General features: G+C 70.4%; 16 protein-coding genes and 2 riboswitches. Of the genes, 4 read left to right on the top strand and 12 right to left on the bottom strand.

The window, feature by feature from the left end; translation table 11 throughout:
- Positions 1-5: 5 nt before the first annotated feature.
- From U5A56_RS22450 to U5A56_RS22435, 4 genes are all read right to left on the bottom strand, one after another.
- Positions 6-749, bottom strand: a complete 744-nt coding sequence (locus U5A56_RS22450; protein WP_124485494.1) for an IclR family transcriptional regulator — start codon at positions 747-749, stop codon at positions 6-8.
- A 52-nt stretch (positions 750-801) separates the two neighbouring features.
- Positions 802-1,968, bottom strand: a complete 1,167-nt coding sequence (locus tag U5A56_RS22445; RefSeq protein WP_321924632.1) for an acyl-CoA dehydrogenase family protein — start codon at positions 1,966-1,968, stop codon at positions 802-804.
- A 106-nt stretch (positions 1,969-2,074) separates the two neighbouring features.
- Entirely contained in the window at positions 2,075-3,376 is a 1,302-nt protein-coding gene (locus tag U5A56_RS22440; RefSeq protein ID WP_257773201.1) for a CitMHS family transporter, read from the bottom strand.
- A 119-nt stretch (positions 3,377-3,495) separates the two neighbouring features.
- On the bottom strand, positions 3,496-4,692 hold the full coding sequence (locus U5A56_RS22435) for a CaiB/BaiF CoA transferase family protein (protein ID WP_257773200.1): 1,197 nt from the start codon (positions 4,690-4,692) through the stop codon (positions 3,496-3,498).
- A 271-nt stretch (positions 4,693-4,963) separates the two neighbouring features.
- Between U5A56_RS22435 and U5A56_RS22430 the strand changes: the two genes are divergently transcribed.
- A complete protein-coding gene (locus tag U5A56_RS22430; RefSeq protein ID WP_321799590.1) occupies positions 4,964-5,206 on the top strand; it encodes a hypothetical protein in 243 nt (80 codons plus the stop codon).
- Between the two features lie 145 nt (positions 5,207-5,351).
- Positions 5,352-5,780 (top strand): NUDIX hydrolase, encoded by a 429-nt coding sequence (locus U5A56_RS22425; protein WP_124520781.1) that lies wholly within the window; start codon positions 5,352-5,354, stop codon positions 5,778-5,780.
- A 15-nt stretch (positions 5,781-5,795) separates the two neighbouring features.
- Here U5A56_RS22425 and U5A56_RS22420 read toward each other — a convergent pair whose 3' ends face one another.
- The 8 genes from U5A56_RS22420 to U5A56_RS22385 all read right to left on the bottom strand — a co-directional run bounded on the left by U5A56_RS22420 (position 5,796) and on the right by U5A56_RS22385 (position 15,159).
- Positions 5,796-6,122, bottom strand: coding sequence for a low molecular weight protein tyrosine phosphatase family protein (locus U5A56_RS22420; protein WP_321924628.1), 327 nt, complete (start codon positions 6,120-6,122; stop codon positions 5,796-5,798).
- A 36-nt stretch (positions 6,123-6,158) separates the two neighbouring features.
- On the bottom strand, positions 6,159-6,731 hold the full coding sequence (locus U5A56_RS22415; RefSeq protein ID WP_124485500.1) for a DUF1993 family protein: 573 nt from the start codon (positions 6,729-6,731) through the stop codon (positions 6,159-6,161).
- A 128-nt stretch (positions 6,732-6,859) separates the two neighbouring features.
- On the bottom strand, positions 6,860-7,312 hold the full coding sequence (locus U5A56_RS22410; protein ID WP_044843557.1) for a YaiI/YqxD family protein: 453 nt from the start codon (positions 7,310-7,312) through the stop codon (positions 6,860-6,862).
- 84 nt (positions 7,313-7,396) lie between these two features.
- A complete protein-coding gene (locus U5A56_RS22405; RefSeq protein ID WP_321924625.1) occupies positions 7,397-8,005 on the bottom strand; it encodes a vWA domain-containing protein in 609 nt (202 codons plus the stop codon).
- 68 nt (positions 8,006-8,073) lie between these two features.
- Positions 8,074-9,162, bottom strand: a complete 1,089-nt coding sequence (locus U5A56_RS22400) for an ATP-binding protein (RefSeq protein ID WP_044843559.1) — start codon at positions 9,160-9,162, stop codon at positions 8,074-8,076.
- Entirely contained in the window at positions 9,159-12,971 is a 3,813-nt protein-coding gene (cobN, locus tag U5A56_RS22395) for a cobaltochelatase subunit CobN (protein WP_321924623.1), read from the bottom strand. Before cobN ends, U5A56_RS22400 begins: the two co-directional genes overlap by 4 nt.
- Positions 12,972-12,977: 6 nt before the next feature.
- Positions 12,978-14,075 carry a cobalamin biosynthesis protein CobW gene (cobW, locus tag U5A56_RS22390; protein WP_321924621.1) on the bottom strand — a complete coding sequence of 366 codons (1,098 nt, stop codon included), beginning with the start codon at positions 14,073-14,075 and terminating at the stop codon, positions 12,978-12,980.
- A gap of 25 nt (positions 14,076-14,100) precedes the next feature.
- Positions 14,101-15,159, bottom strand: a complete 1,059-nt coding sequence (locus tag U5A56_RS22385; protein WP_044843562.1) for a HoxN/HupN/NixA family nickel/cobalt transporter — start codon at positions 15,157-15,159, stop codon at positions 14,101-14,103.
- 184 nt (positions 15,160-15,343) lie between these two features.
- Positions 15,344-15,607: riboswitch (cobalamin riboswitch) on the bottom strand.
- 131 nt (positions 15,608-15,738) lie between these two features.
- A riboswitch (cobalamin riboswitch) is annotated at positions 15,739-15,975 on the top strand.
- A gap of 109 nt (positions 15,976-16,084) precedes the next feature.
- Here U5A56_RS22385 and cobA point away from each other — a divergent pair.
- The gene (gene cobA / locus U5A56_RS22380; RefSeq protein ID WP_415749211.1) at positions 16,085-16,894 is read left to right on the top strand and encodes a uroporphyrinogen-III C-methyltransferase; all 810 of its coding nucleotides are present in this window, start codon (positions 16,085-16,087) and stop codon (positions 16,892-16,894) included.
- On the top strand, positions 16,891-17,268 hold the full coding sequence (locus U5A56_RS22375; RefSeq protein WP_321924617.1) for a cobalamin biosynthesis protein: 378 nt from the start codon (positions 16,891-16,893) through the stop codon (positions 17,266-17,268). The genes cobA and U5A56_RS22375 overlap by 4 nt, the downstream gene beginning before the upstream one ends.
- The last annotated feature ends 22 nt before the right edge of the window (positions 17,269-17,290 follow it).

Genomic DNA, 17,290 nt, shown 5'->3' with positions numbered 1-17,290 from the left:
CTTTGCTACCCGCGCCCCTGCTCGGCCAGCAGCCGCGCCTTCGCATCGACCAGCAGCGCTGCATGCGTGTCGCGATGCTGGCGGATCCGCTCGGTCGGCCCGACGACCGACAGCCCGTACCAGTCGCCGTCGAGCGTCAGCGCGACCGCGATCGCCGACAGCTCGGGCGCGCTCTCGCCGAAGTTCTCGGCCCAGCCGAGTTCGCGAAACCGCGCGGTTTGCGCGACGAGCGCCGGCAGGTCGGCCACCGTCGCATCGGTGAAGCGCTCGAACGACAACTGCGCGCCGAGCGCCTGCTGCGCATCGCTCGCGAGTTCCGCGAAGATCGCCTTGCCGATCGAGTTCGCATGCAGCGGGCGCAGCTCGCCCGGCTGGCGCGTATAGCGGATCGCCTGCTCCGACTCGACGACGTCGAGATACGTGACCGACGCGCCCTGGATCTTGCCGAGCACGGCCGTCTCGCGGCTCGCGTCGCGCAGCGCGACGAGATGCGGATGCACGATGTCGACGACGGGATCGGTCGCGTCGATCGCGGCGGCGATCGTCTGCAGGCGCCGCGTCGGATAGTAGCCGCCGCGCTTGCGCACCTCGTACAGATAGCCGCGGCTCACGAGCGTGCGCGCCATCGCCAGGCAGCTCGACGCCGGCACGTTGAGCAGGCGCGCGAGTTCGGTGAGCGGCAGCGGCCGCCGTTCGGCGGCGAACAGCTCGAAGAGATCGAGCGTGCGGGCAACGAGTTTGACGTCCATGACGAGCGCTTGATTCGGAACGGGAAACGCGCGCCGGGCGAGCCGCCGCGTGTCAGTACGACTTCGGCAGCCCGAGCACCTTCTCCGCGATGTAGCACAGGATCAGTTGCGGACTCACGGGCGCGAGCCTCGGAATCATACACTCGCGCAGGTAGCGCTCGACATGGTATTCCTTCGCATAGCCCATCCCGCCGTGCGTCGCGATCGCCGTCTGGCACGCCTGGAACGCGGCTTCCGCGCCGAGGTACTTCGCGGCGTTCGCCTCCGCGCCACACGGCTGCCCCGCGTCGTAGCGCGTCGCGGCCTTCATCACCATCAGCCACGCGGCCTCGAGCTGCATCCACGCCTGCGCGAGCGGATGCTGGATCGACTGGTTCTGCCCGATCGGCCGGCCGAATACGACGCGCTCGCACGCATACTGCGTCGCGCGTCGCAGCGCGGCCTGACCGAGGCCGATCGCCTCGGCGGCGATCAGGATCCGCTCGGGGTTCAGCCCGTGCAGCAGGTAGCGGAAGCCGTCGCCTTCGTTGCCGATCAGGTCGTCGCGCGGCACGCGCAGGTTGTCGATGAACAGCATGTTCGAATCGACGGCCTTGCGGCCCATTTTCTCGATCTCGCGCACCTCGACGCGCGCACGGTCGAGGTCGGTGTAGAACAGGCTCAAGCCGTCGGTCGGCTTCGCGACCTGGTCGAGCGGCGTCGTGCGCGCGATGATCAGCATCTTGTTCGCGACCTGCGCGGTCGAGATCCAGATCTTGCGGCCGCTCAGCACGTAGTGGTCGCCGTCGCGGCGCGCCTGCGTGCTCAGGTGCGTCGTGTCGAGGCCGGCGTCGGGCTCGGTCACCGCGAAGCAGGCCTTGTCGCGCCCGGCGATCAGCGGCGGCAGGAAGCGCGCCTTCTGCGCGTCGTTGCCGAACACCTGCACCGGGTTCAGCCCGAAGATGTTCATGTGGACGGCCGAGGCACCCGACAGGCCGGCGCCCGACGCGCTGATCGCGCGCATCATCAGCGCGGCCTCGGTCATCCCGAGACCGGCGCCGCCGTGGGCCGGATCCATCGCGATGCCGAGCCAGCCGGCCTCGGCGAGCGCCGCGTGAAAGTCGGACGGAAATCCGCCCGCGCGGTCGCGCTCGAGCCAGTAGTCGTCGCCGAAGCGTTCGCAGATTTTCTCGATCGCGCTTTCGATCGCGCGCTGGTCGTCGGTCAGGTCGAACTGCATGGATTGCTCTCCAGGAAAACGTGAACGGCCGCGCCGCGCTCGAGACGACACCGGGCTTCGAGGCGCGTCGGTGGCGGCCGGCGCGGCGCGACAGGCACGCGGACGCTCACAACGGAAACACGCCCGCCACGACCGCGGCGAAGACCATCAGCACGGTGGCGGCGAACAGGAACGGGATCGTGAACTTCTGGTGCTCGGCCAGCTCGACGCCGGTCAGGCCGACGATCAGGAACGTCGCGGGCGTGAGCGGACTGACCGGGAACCCGGTGGTCATCTGGCCGAGCAGCGCGGCCTGCGCCATCTGGATCGGCGGCACGCCGAGCAGCTTCGCGCTTTCCGCGAGCACCGGCAGCACGCCGAAGTAGAACGAATCGGGATCGAACAGCAGGCTGAGCGGCATCGACAGCAGGCCGAGCACGAACGGCATGTGGCGCGCATGCTCGACCGGCACGTGCGCGACGACGACCTCGGCCATCGCCTTCAGCATCCCGGTGCCGGACATGATCCCGGTGAACGCGCCGGCCGCGAGCAGCACGCTCGCCATCATCAGCGCGGCCTTCGCGTGCGCGTCGATCCGCTCGCGCTGCGCCTGCACGTCCGGATAGTTGATGACGAGCGCGGCGACCGTGCCGAGCATGAACATCACCATCGGGTCGACGATGCCCGACACCAGCGTGCCGAGCACGACGAGCGTCAGCGCCAGGTTGATCCGGAAGCGGCCGGGCCGGCGCAACGCGCGCTCGGCGTCGGTCAGCTCGCGCGGCGCGACCGCGAGCGACGCCGCGCCGGCGCGATCGAGCCCGAGCCGCTTGGCCTCGCGCACGCCGAGCACGTAGGCGGTGCCGAACACGAACGCGAGCCCGACGATCTGCACCGGGATCATCGGCATGAAGATCGCCGAGCCGGGAATGTGCAAGGCCGCCGACGCGCGCAGCATCGGCCCGACCCATGGCAGGAAGTTGACCCCGGCCGCCATCGACGCGACGCACGCGAGAATCCGCCGGTCCATGCCGAGCCGCGTATAGAGCGGCATCATCGCGGGCAGCGTGACGAGAAACGTGACGGCGCCCGAGCCGTCCAGGTGGATCAGCAGCGCGAGCAGCGCCGAGCCCGTCACGATGCGCGGCGGATGGCAGCCGATCACGCGCAGCACGCCCGCGATGATCGGGTCGAGCATCCCCGCATCGGTGAGGATTCCGAAAAATAGAATCGCAAAAACGAACATCCCGGCGATCGGGCCGATGTTCTGCACGCCGCGCACGATGAACGTGCCGGTCGAGAGTCCGAAGCCGGCCGCGAGCGACGCGGCCACCGGCACGACGATCAGTGCGACGAGCGGCGACAGCCGCTTCGTGATGATCAGGCCGAACAGCGCGACGATCGCGATCGCGCCGATCCATGCGAGCATGATGTGTCTCCTCTGGCGCCGGCGCGCGTCGGGCGCGGTGCGGCGCGATGTCCGAAGCGGCGTGCGGGCGTGCTGCGGCGTCGGGGGCGCCTTCGCACGGCCGCCGGCCGCCACGCGTGTCAGTTGCGGCGCGTGCGGCCGGCGTTGTCGTTGGCGTCGTTGCCGTGGCCGGCGTCGCATGCATCCTCGGCAAACACCTGTGCCGCGTGTTCGTTCAGCGCCGGCGGCGGCCGCCGGTACGTGGCCGGTGTGCGGCCGAGCTTGATCGGCGACGCGATGCCGCGATGCCGGCCCAGTTCGACCTTCATCTGCCGATGCGCGACGTGCGGATGGTCGAGCGCCGCATCGAGCCCGAGCACCGGCGCGCACGGCACGCCGCGGCGCATCAGCTGCTCGGCGAGTGCCGCGCCGTCGTGCGCGGCCAGCGCCGTTTCGAGCAGCGCGCGCAACGCGGCGCGGTTCGCGCTGCGCGCGCGGTTGTCGGCGAAGCGCGGATCGGCGGGCCAGTCGCGCGTGCCGAGCACGTCGCACAGCGCGGCGAACTGCCCGTTGTTGCCGACCGCGAGAAAGATGTCGACGCTCGCGGTCGGAAAACTGTCGTACGGCGTGATGTTCGGATGCGCGTTGCCGGTGCGCGCCGGCGCCTTCCCGGAATGGAAGAAATTCGGCGTATGCGGATGCAGGATCGACAGCGCGCAGTCGAACAGCGTCGCTTCGACGAACTGGCCGCGCCCGCTCGCATCGCGTTCGCGCAGCGCCATCAGCACGCCGAGCGCCGCGTTCAGCCCGGTGACGAGATCGACGATCGGCACGCCGACGCGCAGCGGCGCGCCGCCCGCCTCGCCGTTCACGCTCATCAGCCCGGCCAGCGCCTGCACGGCCGCGTCGTAGCCGGGCAGGCCGCCGAGCGGGCCGTCCGCGCCGAAGCCCGACACGCGGCAATGGACGAGGCGCGGAAAGCGCGCGTGCAGCGTGTCGAAGCCGAGGCCCCAGCGCTCCATCGTGCCGATCTTGAAGTTCTCGACCAGCGCATCGGCGTGCTCGAGCAGGCCGAGCAGCCGCTCGCGATCCGCCGGCTGCGTCAGGTCGAGCGCGATGCCGAGCTTGTTGCGGTTCACGCCGAGGAAATACGACGCCGTGTCGCCGTCGAACGGCGGCCCCCAGGTGCGCGTCTCGTCGCCCGACGGCGGTTCGACCTTGATCACCTCCGCGCCGTGGTCGGCGAGGATCTGCGTCGCGTACGGGCCGCCCAGCACCCGCGACAGATCGATGATGCGCAACCCCGCCAACGCGCCCTGCTGCTTCAGTTCCGCCATGCGTCTCGCTCCTGCTTCCGGTTGATCGGACCGCCGGTTCCGCCGTGCCGACAGCGACGGTACGGTTGTCCGGACTCGAAGAATAATTCTTGTGTGTGAATTTATATTCACACTCACGAATTTAGTTGTCAAGCCGGAGATGCCCCGGCGGCCGCGCCGAGAACGCGGCCGGCCGCAAGTGGGGCGACACCGAACGCCGGCCGGTTGCCGCGCCGGGCCGCGATTCGCTAAGCTGGCGGACGGTGCTCAACTGAAGAAAGATGGAGATTTCATGAAACGCATGCTGCTCGCGGCCATCTTGCTGGCGTCGACGCTGGGCGTCGCCCGCGCGCAAACCCAGACCTTCCATTTTGGCGAGGGACAATTACAGCCGCGGGCCGCCGCGCCGGTGGCACGACCCGCGCCGGTGCGCCCGCACGTGACGCCGCCGCATCACCATCGGCGTGCCGTCCACAAGCAGCGCCACGGGCGGTCCGGAAAGCCGCCGCGCGCGGGGATCGACACGCACGCGTGACGTGATCCGCGTTGCGCGCGGCAACGCACGGAACTGTCACGAACGGCCGGTATGATCGGCGCGGCGGCTTGCATGCCGTCGTGCCCGGCGATCGGCCGACGTGCATTTCCCTCCACGATTGAGCACCTGTTTTGTTTTGCCGAACATGAATACCGGGCCGGATACCGTCGTCAGCATCAAGGAACGCGCCACGATCGTGTGCCGCCAGCGCAGCAGCGTGCTGCTGGTCGCCCGTACCGCGGCGCGCTGGTCGCTGCCGGGCGGCACGATCCGGCGCGGCGAGACGCCGCTGGAGGCCGCGCAGCGGGAACTGGCGGAGGAAACGCGGCTGGAGGGGCTCGCGCTCGACTACGCGGTGCAGTTCGGCGGCCTCACGAAGCTCCATCACGTGTTCGTGGCCGACGTGCCGAAACACCTGACGCCACGCGCGAGCAACGAGATCGCGCGCTGCAAGTGGTTCGACGTCGAGCGGCTGGAGACGCTGCGTGCGAGCGTGCCGACCCGCAAGATCATCGAGCTGCTGCACCTCGACCGCTTTTCCGCGCTCGCGGACGGCCCGCTTCGCTCGCGCTGAACCGGCCCGCGCGGCTCACGCGCGCAGCAATGGCCCGGCCTTGCGCTCGAGCAGTGCGACCAGCTCGGGCTGCATGTAGGCGTAGCGATCGGGGATGTCGAGACAGACGATCTTCTTTTGCTTCAGCCGGGCGCCGAATCGGGCGTGCAGCTTCGCCTGGTGCGCGCGTTCCATCACGAACACGATCTCGGCCCATTCGAGCTGTTCCGCGGACAGACGCGTTTCCGCGTCGGGCGCGAGGCCCGCGGAGTCGGTTTCGACGCCCGGCCCCGCGGCGAACACCGCCTCGGCCGTCGGGCTGCGCAGCCGATTGCGGCTGCAGATGAACAGGGCGCGTGTCATGCCGGTGCGCGGCGGCGGGATCGTCCGCTCGACCGTTCAACCCTGCGGAATCGTGCCGGGCCGCACGTAGGCCAGCATGTGCGGCACGTAGTCGGCCTTGCCCAGCTCGACGCCGTGATGGCGCAGGATCGCGTACGCAGCGATCGAATGAAAATAGAACTGCGGCAGCGCCCAGTCGCGCACGTACTGCTCGCCCGTCATGTCGAACGCGATACCGTTCGGCAGTGCGAGCGCGATCGGCAGCGCGGCGCCACCGTCGAGTGCGTCGGGCGCGAGTTCGCCGAGGAACGCGATCGTGCCGGCGAGGATGCCCTGCGCGTCGCCCAGCGTGCCGGGCTGCGCATCGGCATGCCAGCCGGCTTCCCGCAACGCCAGCAGCGCGTCCGGCAGCGGTTCGCCGCGCAGCCGGTAGACGGGTTCCATCGCCTGGAAACACGAGAACCGCACCTGCGCCGCAAGCGGATACATGTCGGGTGCGAGCTTCAGTGCGAGCACCGCATCGGGCGCGTCGCCGGCGGCCTGCCGGTGTGCCACGGCCTTGTCGAGCCACGCGGATTGCGCGCGCAGCATCTGGGTGAACGTTGGAACGAGAAGTTGAGTCGGTGACATCCATGCCCTCCGGTGGGTCGTTCGCGCCACGACATCGATGCCGGGGCAGCATCCGTATTCTGCCGTAGCGGACGGTTCGACGCGAAACCGGTGGCGTATCGCACGACCGACCCGTGGGGCCTGATGGGTCAGGGCTTGCCGTGGCGTGCGAGGAACCGGTCGAGCTGCGACGCGAACGCCTTGCCGTCGCGTGCGCTGAACGGAGCCGGCCCGCCCGTGTCGATGCCCGCGCTGCGCAGCTGATCCATCATCGCGCGCGTCGACAGACGCTCCTCGATGTTCTCGCGGCTGAACCAGTTGCCGCGCGGGTCGAGCGCATGCGCGCCCTTGTCGAGGACGGCGGCGGCCAGCGGGATGTCGGCGGTGATCACGAGATCGCCGGCTGCCGCGAGCTCGACGATCCGCGCATCGGCCACGTCGAAGCCGGCCGGCACCTGCAGCGCCTTGATGAACGGCGACGGCGGCGTGCGCAGGAACTGGTTCGCGACCAGCGTCACGCAGATCTCGGCACGACGCGCGGCGCGAAACAGCATGTCCTTGATGACGGCGGGACACGCGTCGGCATCGACGAGTACTTGCATGGCAGGCATTCCGGTGAGTAGAAACGGCGATCATAGCGCAGCGCCGGCAATCGACCCGCCCGGCCCGCGCGCCCGATCACCGGATCAGCCGGCCAGCCCTGGGCACAGCGACGCGGCCGTCATCCATTGCGCCCCCCATGCATCGGCGAGCCGCCTGCCCTGCCCGATGCGCACCGCTGCATCGTCGAAATCGACGAACACGACGTGATCGGCGGCCGCCGGTTTCGGCGGTATTTCGCGCGTGCGTCCGTCGGACAGCACCCACAGCCAGCGCTGCTGGTCCGGCGTGCGCCGTGCGGCGCGGGCGAGCAAGTGCGCGGCGGCCGCGATGCCGTCCGCAAGCGGCGTGCCGCCGCCGCCGTCCACCGGCTCGAGCCAGCGCGCATTCCACCAGCGCGGCACGGCCGGGCCGAAGCGTCGCGCGGCGCCGTTGCCGCCGAAGCAGATCAGCGCGGTTTCGACACGGTCGCGCGCGGCCTGGTCGAAGTACGCGACGATCAGCCCTTTCGCGAGCGCGAGCCGCTCGTGCGACAGCATCGACGCCGAACAGTCGAGCACGAAGCAATGGAGTGCGCACGGCGTGCCGGCCTGCTTGCGAAAACGCAGGTGGTCGGCGTGCAGCGGGCCGCCGCGCTTCGCGGCGAGCGTCGCCGGCCATGCAACGGCCGTGCCGGCACGCACCGTACCCGGCACGCGCGCGGCAGCGCCTGGCAGCCATCGAGGACCGCGAACGGTGTTCGCGGCGGCGTCGGCTCGATGGCTCAGCGTTTTTTTAGCGGCAGCGGCACCACGCCTTTCACGTCGCGCAGTCCAGCAGGCTCGGGCGGCAGGTAGCCCCAGTCGCCTTGCGACGCCGTTGCATCGTTGCGTGCCGCGCCCGGTCGATGATCGGGCTGCCGGTGCAGGTCCGGCGGCGCAGGGTCGTCGTGGTCGCCGCCGCCCTCTGCATTCGACTGCGATGCGCCCGACGACGGCGGCGCACCCGCATGACGCCGATGCCGCAGCACCGCGTCGGCCACGCGTTCGACATGGGACACCGTCACCGCGTCGGCCTGTTCCAGCGCCGCGAGCGCGCGCGCGGCGCGCAGCATCACGAGGTCGGCGCGCAGGCCGTCGACGGCCGCGTCGATGCACAGCGCGCTGACGCGCGCGTGAACCACATCGTCGAAATCCAGCGTCGACAACTTTGCCCGCGCCGCGTGGATGCGGTCGCGGAGGTCGCGCTGTGCAGTCGCGTGACGTGCGCGAAACGCATCCGGATCGAGATCGAACGCGAGGCGCGCCTTCACGATCTGCTCGCGCTGCGCGGCGTCGAAGCAGTTCGCGAGTTCGACCATCAGCCCGAAGCGGTCGAGCAATTGCGGGCGCAGTTCGCCTTCCTCGGGGTTCATCGTGCCGACCAGCACGAAGCGCGCGTCGTGCGCATGCGACACGCCATCGCGCTCGACCACGTTCACGCCGCTCGCGGCGACGTCGAGCAGCGTATCGACGAGCCCGTCGGCGAGCAGGTTCACCTCGTCGACGTACAGCACGCCGCGATGCGCGCGCGCGAGCAGGCCCGGCCGGAAGCGCACGCCGTTTTCCGCGAGCGCATGCGCGAGATCGAGCGTGCCCGTGACCTGCTCGTCGCTCGCCGACAGCGGCAGCGTGACGAATGCCCCTTCGGGCAGCAGTTCGGCGAGCGCGCGTGCGGCGGTCGATTTCGCGGTGCCGCGCGGCCCGCTGACGAGCACGCCGCCGAGCGACGGGTCGATCGCCGCGAGCAGCAACGCCTGCTGCAGCGGTTGCTGCGCGACCAGCGCCGCGAACGGGAATACCGCGCGTGCGTGCTGCGTCGTCGGATCGGTCATCGCCGTCCTCCTTCCTGAAGTTGTTCGCTGTCGAGCCAGACCGCTTCGATCCGCTCGCGATAGTCGCCCGGCTGCTGCCACAGCCCGCGCTGCATCGCTTCGACGAAGCGTTCGCAGATGCCGTGCAGCGCCTTCGGGTTGTGGCGTTCGAGGAACGCTCGCGTGTCGTCGTCGAACAGGTACGCGTCGGCGACGAGCGCGTACTGGTGGTCCGACAGCACGCGCGCGGTCGCGTCATAGCCGTACAGGTAGTCGACGGTCGCGGCCATTTCGGCCGCGCCCTTGTAGCCGTGGCGCTTCACGCCGTCGAGCCATTTCGGATTGACGACGCGCGAGCGGATCACGCGCGCGATCTCCTCGCGCAGCGTGCGCATCTTCGGCGCGGCCGGGTTCGCATGGTCGCCGTGATAGATGCTCGGCTGCTGCCCGGACAGGTGCCGCACGGCCGCGGTCATCCCGCCCTGGAACTGGTAGTAGTCGTTCGAATCGAGGATGTCGTGTTCGCGGCTGTCCTGGTTCTGCACGACGACGTCGATCGTCGCGAGCCGCTCGCCGAACACGTCGGGGGCCGCGTCGCCCGCGCTGTTCTGCGCGTACGCATGGCCGCCCCACTGGCGGTACGCATCGGCGAGATCGGCGTCGCTCTGCCAGCGGCGCCGGTCGATCAGGTCCTGCAGGCCGGCGCCGTAGCTGCCCGGCCGCGCGCCGAACACGCGCCAGCCGGCACGGCGCCGCGCTTCGTCCGGCGCCACGCCCCGCTCGATCCATGTTGCGCGTTCGCGCTCGATGCGCGCGCGGATCGGGTTCAGTTCCTCGGGTTCGTCGAGCGCGGCAACGGCCTGCACGGCGGCGTCGAACAGGTGCATCAGGTTCGGGAACGCGTCGCGGAAGAAGCCGGACACGCGCAGCGTCACGTCGATGCGCGGCCGGTCGAAGATCTCGATCGGCAGGATCTCGAAGTCGGTCACGCGATGGCTGCCGTGCGCCCATTTCGGCCGCACGCCGAGGAGCGCGAACGCCTGCGCGATGTCGTCGCCGCCGGTGCGCATCGTGGCCGTCCCCCAGACCGACAGCCCGATCGCGCGCGGATAGTCGCCGTGATCCTGCAGGTGACGTTCGATCAGCTGCTGCGCGGATTTCAGCCCGAGCGACCACGCTGCCTGCGTCGGCACCGCGCGCGTATCGACCGAATAGAAGTTGCGGCCCGTCGGCAGCACGTCGGGGCGGCCACGCGACGGCGAGCCGCTCGGCCCCGGCGGCACGAAGCGGCCATCGAGCCCGCGCAGCAGCTGGCGCAGTTCCTCGCCGCCGCACGCGTCGAGCGCGGGCATCAGCGTCGCGCGCACGCGTTCGATGACGGCGAGCGTGTGCGGCCAGTCGCCGGGCGGCGTCGTGCCGATCCCGGAAGCGCCGGACGTGCCGGCCGCGCACACGCCGTCGAGCCACTGCTGCGCGAGCCGTTCGAGCCGCTCGCGCGTGTCGCCCGCATGGCGCCACGGCGATGTGTCGAGCGCCTGCAGCACGGCCGGCCGCGGGCCCGTCCACGGCGCGGCCCAGTCGGCCGCGAGCGGATCGAAATCGTCGCCGAGCGCGAGATCGCGCGCGAGCGCGCCGATCAGCCCCGCACGTTCGCCCTTGCCGTCGCCGACCGGAAAGCGCGCGAGCGCGAGCAGCGTGTCGCGGCGCTGACGGTCGGCCGGCGACGCGCCGAACACATGCAGCCCGTCGCGAATCTGCGCTTCCTTCAATTCGCACAGCCACGCGTCGACGCGCGTCAGCAGCGCATCTTCGTCGCCCGCATCGCGCGGCGGCGACACGCTCAGTTCGTCGTGCAGCCGGTGTTCGGCGATCGTCGCGAGGATCGTCTTGCGCAGCAGCTTCGCGCGCCGCGCATCGACCATCAGCGCCTCGTAGTATTCGTCGACCTGCCGTTCGAGATCCTGCAGCGGGCCGTAGTTTTCCGCGCGCGTGAGCGGCGGCATCAGGTGATCGATGATCACCGCCTGCGCGCGGCGCTTCGCCTGGCTGCCCTCGCCCGGATCGTTGACGATGAACGGATACAGGTGCGGCAGCGGCCCGAGCGTCAGGTCGGGCCAGCACGCGTCGGACAGCGCGACGCTCTTGCCCGGCAGCCATTCGAGGTTGCCGTGCTTGCCGAGGTGGATGACCGCGTCGATGCCGAACGCATCGCGCAGCCAGAAATAGAACGCGAGGTACGCGTGCGGCGGCACGAGATCCGCATCGTGGTAGCTCGCATAGTCGTTCTCGCCGCGCGAACGCGACGGCTGGATGCCGACGAACACGTTGCCCGCGCGCCAGCCGGCGATCGTGAAGCGCCCCTGCCGCAGCGTCGGATCGGCTTCGGGCGGGCCCCAGCGTGCGTTCAGCGCGTCGCGCACGGCGGCCGGCAGCCGCGCGAAATGCGCGACGTAATCGGCCAGCGCGAAACTCTGGAACGCCGGGCGCAATGCGCGCACGGCCGGGTCGTTGGTCACGCCTTCGGTGAGCCGCGCGATCAGCGCGTCGCCGTCGGCCGGCAGGTCGGCCACGCTATAGCCCGCGTCGCGCAGCGCCGCCAGCACGCGCAGCGCGGACGCCGGCGTGTCGAGCCCGACGCCGTTGCCGATCCGCCCTTCGCTTTGCGGATAGTTCGCGAGGATCAGCGCGATGCGCTTGTCGGCAGGGTCGAGCGTGCGCAGCCGGCACCAGCCGCGCGCGAGCGCCGCGACGAACGCGATCCGCTCGGCGTCCGGCTGGTAGCGCACGACGTCGACTTCGGTGTGCGGACAACGATATGCCAGCCCCTTGAAGCTCACCGCGCGGGTGACGATGCGCCCGTCGACCTCGGGCAACGCGATGTGCATCGCGATGTCGCGCGCATGCAGGCCCTGGTTGTCGGCCACCCACGCGTCGCGGTTGCCGCCGGACAGGATCACCTGCAGCACCGGCGCGTCGCCGGCGAGCACGTCGGGCTCGGGGCTGTCGATCGCGCCGGCCGCGAAGGCCGTGGTGTTCAGCACGAGCGCGACACCGTGCGTGTCGCACAGCCGCGTGATGACCTCGCGGCTTACGGCATCCTTCAATGACGTGACCGCGATCGGCAGCGGATTGAGCCCTTCGCGCACGAGCGCATCGGCCAGCGCGTCGAACACGGCGGTGTTCGCGGCCTGCCAGTGCGCGCGATAGAACAGGATCGCGACGACGGGCGCGCCGGGCGTCCAGCGCGGACGCCAGTCCTCGACGCTCGCCGGGTCGCGCGCCGGGTGATACAGCGCGGCGGCCGGCAGCGGGCGCGGCAGCTCGGGTTCGTCGCCGACCCCGAGCGTATGGAACGCAATGCTGCGCAGCAACGCTTCGGCGTTGTGCATCCCGCCTTCGCGCAGATAGCGCCACCACAACCGGCACAGGTCCGGTGCGACAGTGCTCTTCGCGACGAGGTTCGGATCTTCCTGCAGGTCGCCCGAGAACATCGCGAGCTGCTGCCTGCGTTTCGACGCGAGCGACACGGCCTGTTCGATCCCGTACGGCCAGTACGCTTCGCCGCCCAGATGATCGATCACGACCGTCTTCGCGTGACGCAGCACGTCGTCGACATAGAAATCGACCGACGCCGGCTGCCGCAGGAACGTGACGTTCGCGAGCCGCACGCTCGGAAAGCCGGTCGGCAGCCTCGGCACGACGCTGGCCAGCAGCGACAGCGTCGTGTCGGCCGAGCTCAGGATCACGATGTCGGCCGGCTGCTGGTCGATCCGGACGACACCCTGCGTATCGTCGACGAAGCCGCCCGGCGTGGTGCGCAGCAGATGCATCGTGCGTTACGCCTGTTGCGGCTCGGCCGCGCACGCGACGTCGAACGCGCGCTGCAGCGCGGCCGCGTCGAGATCCTCGCCGATCAGCACGAAGCGGCTCGCACGCGGCTCGCCGTCCTGCCAGCGACGGTCGAAATAGCTGTCGAAGCGACGGCCGACGCCCTGGATCACGAGCCGCATCGGCGCATCGGGCAGCGCCGCGAAGCCTTTCGCGCGGTAGATCGTGTGCGTCTCGACGACACGCTGCAGCGCGGCGATCGTCGCCTCGCGCGAGCCCGCGTCGCCCGACACCACCACCGAATCGAAATCGTCGTGATGGTGATCGTGATCGCCGTCGTCGGCCGAGCCGTGATGGTCGTGGCGCAGGTGGATCGTTTCCTCCGATGCCGACTCGAGCCCGAGCAGCATCGAGAGATCGAGTTCGCCGCGCGTCGCGCGCACGATCTTCACCTGCGGCGGGATTTCCTCGCGGATCGCGGCTTCGACTTCGGCGAACTGTGCGTCGCCGACCAGGTCGGCCTTGTTCACGATCACGAGATCCGCCGACGACAGCTGATCGGCGAACAGTTCGTGCAGCGGCGATTCGTGGTCGAGGTTCGGATCGGCGCGGCGCTGCGCGTCGACGGCCTGCGGGTTCTCGGCGAACTGGCCGCTCGCGGCGGCCGGCCCGTCGACGACGGTCACGACCGCGTCGACCGTGAAGCTGTTGCGGATGGTCGGCCAGTTGAAGGCCTGCACGAGCGGCTTCGGCAGCGCGAGGCCCGACGTCTCGATCAGCACGTGATCGATGTCGGCGCGGCGCTCGACGAGCGCTTCCATCACCGGATAGAACTCCTCCTGCACGGTGCAGCACAGGCAGCCGTTCGCGAGTTCGTACAGCTGGCCCGACGCTTCGCTGCGGGCGCCTTCTGCGCCGTCTGCATCCTCGCAGCCGATCCCGCAGCCCTTGAGGATTTCGCCGTCGATGCCGAGCTCGCCGAATTCGTTGACGATCACCGCGATGCGGCGGCCTTCTGCATGCTGCAGGATGTGGCGCATCAGCGTGGTCTTGCCGCTGCCGAGAAAGCCCGTGACGATCGTGACGGGAAGCTTGCGTAGGGTCATGGTGGGTCCTGTGTCTAAAAGGGAGTCAGGCCGAGAGCGTCACGTCGATCTCGTCGTAGCGTTTGAGGCGGTAGATCGCGGCCGATACGATCCAGCATGCGACGAACAGGCCGATCACGACGTAGCCGAGCATGCCGAAATGCGATGCGACCATCGTCGCGAAATCCCATACCGGGCCCTGCAGCGAGAGTTTGTCCGCGAGCAGCGCGAGCACCTCGATGCCGCCGATCAGCGCGGCAACCAGCACCGACACGAACGTGATCGTCATGTTGTAGTAGATCTTGCGGATCGGCCGCACGTACGCCCAGCGGTACGCGCCCATCATCAGGATGCCGTCGGTCGTGTCGACGAGCGTCATGCCCGCGGTGAACAGCACCGGCAGCACCATCACCGACCAGAACGACAGGCCGCCCTGCACCTGCGTGGCCGAAATGCCGAACAGCGCGATCTCGGTCGCGGTATCGAAGCCGAAGCCGAACAGGAAGCCGACCGGATACAGGTGCCAGCTGCGCGACACGAGGCGGAACAACGGCCGGAACAGGCGGGCCAGCACGCCGCGCTGGTTCATCAGCATGTCGAGGTCGGCGTCGACGATCGGCTCGCCGCGGCGGGCCGCGCGAAACGTCCGGTACACCGAGATCAGGATCAGCAGGTTCGCGGCCGCGAGCACCAGCAGGAAGAACGCCGACACGCTCGTGCTGATCACGCCGCCCCAGGTCTTCATGCTCTCGAAGCGCGCGAGCGACGCCGCGGTCAGCGCGACCGCGACCGACATCACGATCACCACCGTCGAATGGCCGAGCGAGAAGAACAGGCCCGCGCCGAGCGGGCTGCGGCCCTCCTGCATCAGCTTGCGCGTGACGTTGTCGATCGCGGCGATATGATCGGCGTCGACCGCGTGGCGCAGCCCGAACACGTAGGCGAGCAGCGCGGTACCCAGCAGCACGGGCTGGTCGCGAAACGCGATGAAGGCCCAGATCCACGCGCCGACGTTGAATGCGACGAGCAATGAATAGATCGCGACGATTTTGCCGCGCAGCCCGGACGGGCTGTCGTTGAACAGGCGGAAGAACGAGTCGAGCATGATGCTCCTTTGCGAACGGTCGACATGATGTATGCCAACACGGCCGTCGTCGGCCTGCCCGCGGCGCTGGCCGTTCTTCGCCCCGGCCCGCACGCGTGCAGCGGCTGACGGATCGGCGAAGGAAGGGCAACGCCCGGGCGTCCGGCGAACTGCGGCCGTGGACGATGCGCCGCCTCCCCGCGGCGCTGAACCCCAACGTCTCGGCCGGTATCCGGGCTGACGAACACGCCGCTTCGCCTTCCCGGATGCGCGGCATCCAGTGGCGGTCGTCCGCATGCGGCAGGCATGCGGCGAAGCGGCGCTGCATCGCGCTGGGCGCGACGCGTTCGCTTACCGTTGCGGGGGCAGCACAGGTTGGCCCGACTGCGGCGCAGGCAGGCTCCCTGTTTCCCGTTTAACTGCGCGCGCCGGAGGAGCGCGCGCGAGCACCGAAACGCGTGCGAGTGTAGGCGGCGGTGCGGGGAGCGTCAAGGTAAAGGCGGAACGGCCCGCCGCGGCGCGTCCGGCGTGGTGGCGGCATCGCACCGGGGGCGCTTGCGGCGCCCGCGCGGCGGGTTCGCGCGGGCCGACCGCTGTGCTATCGTATGCGCCGCGTTCGGTGCTCGCATGCGCATTCCGCGCACGCAGTTAAACGGGAAACAGGAGGCGGAAGTCCGCCCGGCCTGTGCTGTCCCCGCAACGGTACGCCGCCCGCGCGCCGCGGTTCCCCCCGCACGCGCCCAGGCCGCCCGCGATGCCACTGCCCTTCAGCGGGCGGGAAGGCTGCGGCCTGGCAAGCGGCCAGCCCGGATACCGGCCGACGCAAGGGGCGAGCCCGCTGCTCGCCGAACGCCCGATCCGCGGGGGACGGATGGGGTGCGCTTTCCGCCCGCGTTCGCGCGGGCTTCGCCCGATCCGTCATGCCTTGCCTGTCCGCCGGCCGCCGATGCGCCGCTCGCTGTCCCCTTTCCACTGCCACGACACGGTGTGCGCCGTGCCGCGTCCGATGAGCCGCGCCTGGCTCGTCGGCGCCGGCCCCGGCGACGCCGATCTGCTGACGCTGAAGGCCGTGCGCGCGATCGCCGCGGCCGACGTGCTGCTCGTCGACGATCTCGTGAACCCCGATGTATTGCGCCATGCGCGCGCCGACGCGCGCATCGAGCACGTCGGCAAGCGCGGCGGCCACGCGTCGACGCCGCAGGAAACGATCGTCGCCGCGATGCTCGCGCACCTGCGCGCGGGCCGCAGCGTCGCGCGGCTCAAGGGCGGCGATCCGTTCGTGTTCGGCCGCGGCGGCGAGGAGCTGCTCGCGCTCGGTGCGGCGGGTTTCCCAGTCGAGGTCGTAAACGGCATCACGGCCGGTATCGCGGCCCCGGCCGCGCTCGGCATTCCGGTCACGCATCGCGGCGACGCGCAGGGCGTGATCTTCGTCACGGGCCACGGCGCGGGCGCCGACGAGCCCGACTGGCGCGCGCTGGCCGCGACGCGGATGACGATCGTGATCTACATGGGCATACGCCGGCTCGACACGATCGTGGCCGCGCTGCGTGACGGCGGCGTGCCCGGCGACATGCCGTGCGCGGCGATCGAGAACGCGACGCGCGACGGGCAGCGGCACGCGCTCGCGACGCTCGACACGGTCGTCGAACGCGTGGGCGCCGCCGGTATCGGCTCGCCCGCGATCGTCGTGATCGGCCGCGTCGCGGCACTCGCCGACGATCCGGCGGTGCGCGCGGCGCTCGGCGGCCGCGCATGATGCGCGTCGCGCTCGGCGTCGGTTTCCGCGCGGGCGTGACGGCCGCGCAACTCGATGCCGCGATCCGCGCGGCGCTGGCGCGCTACCCGGGCGCCGAACCGGCCGTCGTCGCGACGCTCGCCGACAAGGCGCGTGCCCGGCCGCTGCGCACGCTGTGCGCACGCCGCGGCTGGCCGCTCGTCGCGTTCGACGCGGCGCAGCTCGCGCGGTGCTCCGAACCGGCCTTGAGCGGCCCGTCGGCTGCCGCGCTCGCGCGTTTCGGCGTCGCGGGCGTGGCCGAGCCGTGCGCGCGGCTCGCGGCGCCCGATGGCCGGCTGCTCGGCCCCAAATCCATCCGGGACGGCGTGACGGTCGCGCTCGCCGGCCCGCTCTGAACCTTTTGTTTCGCTTTCGACA

The sequence above is a fragment of the Burkholderia sp. BCC1998 genome, from assembly GCF_905339875.1.
Taxonomy (GTDB): domain Bacteria; phylum Pseudomonadota; class Gammaproteobacteria; order Burkholderiales; family Burkholderiaceae; genus Burkholderia.
The sequence above is the reverse complement of the archived record's forward strand: the minus strand, read 5'-3'. Positions and strand labels throughout refer to the sequence as shown.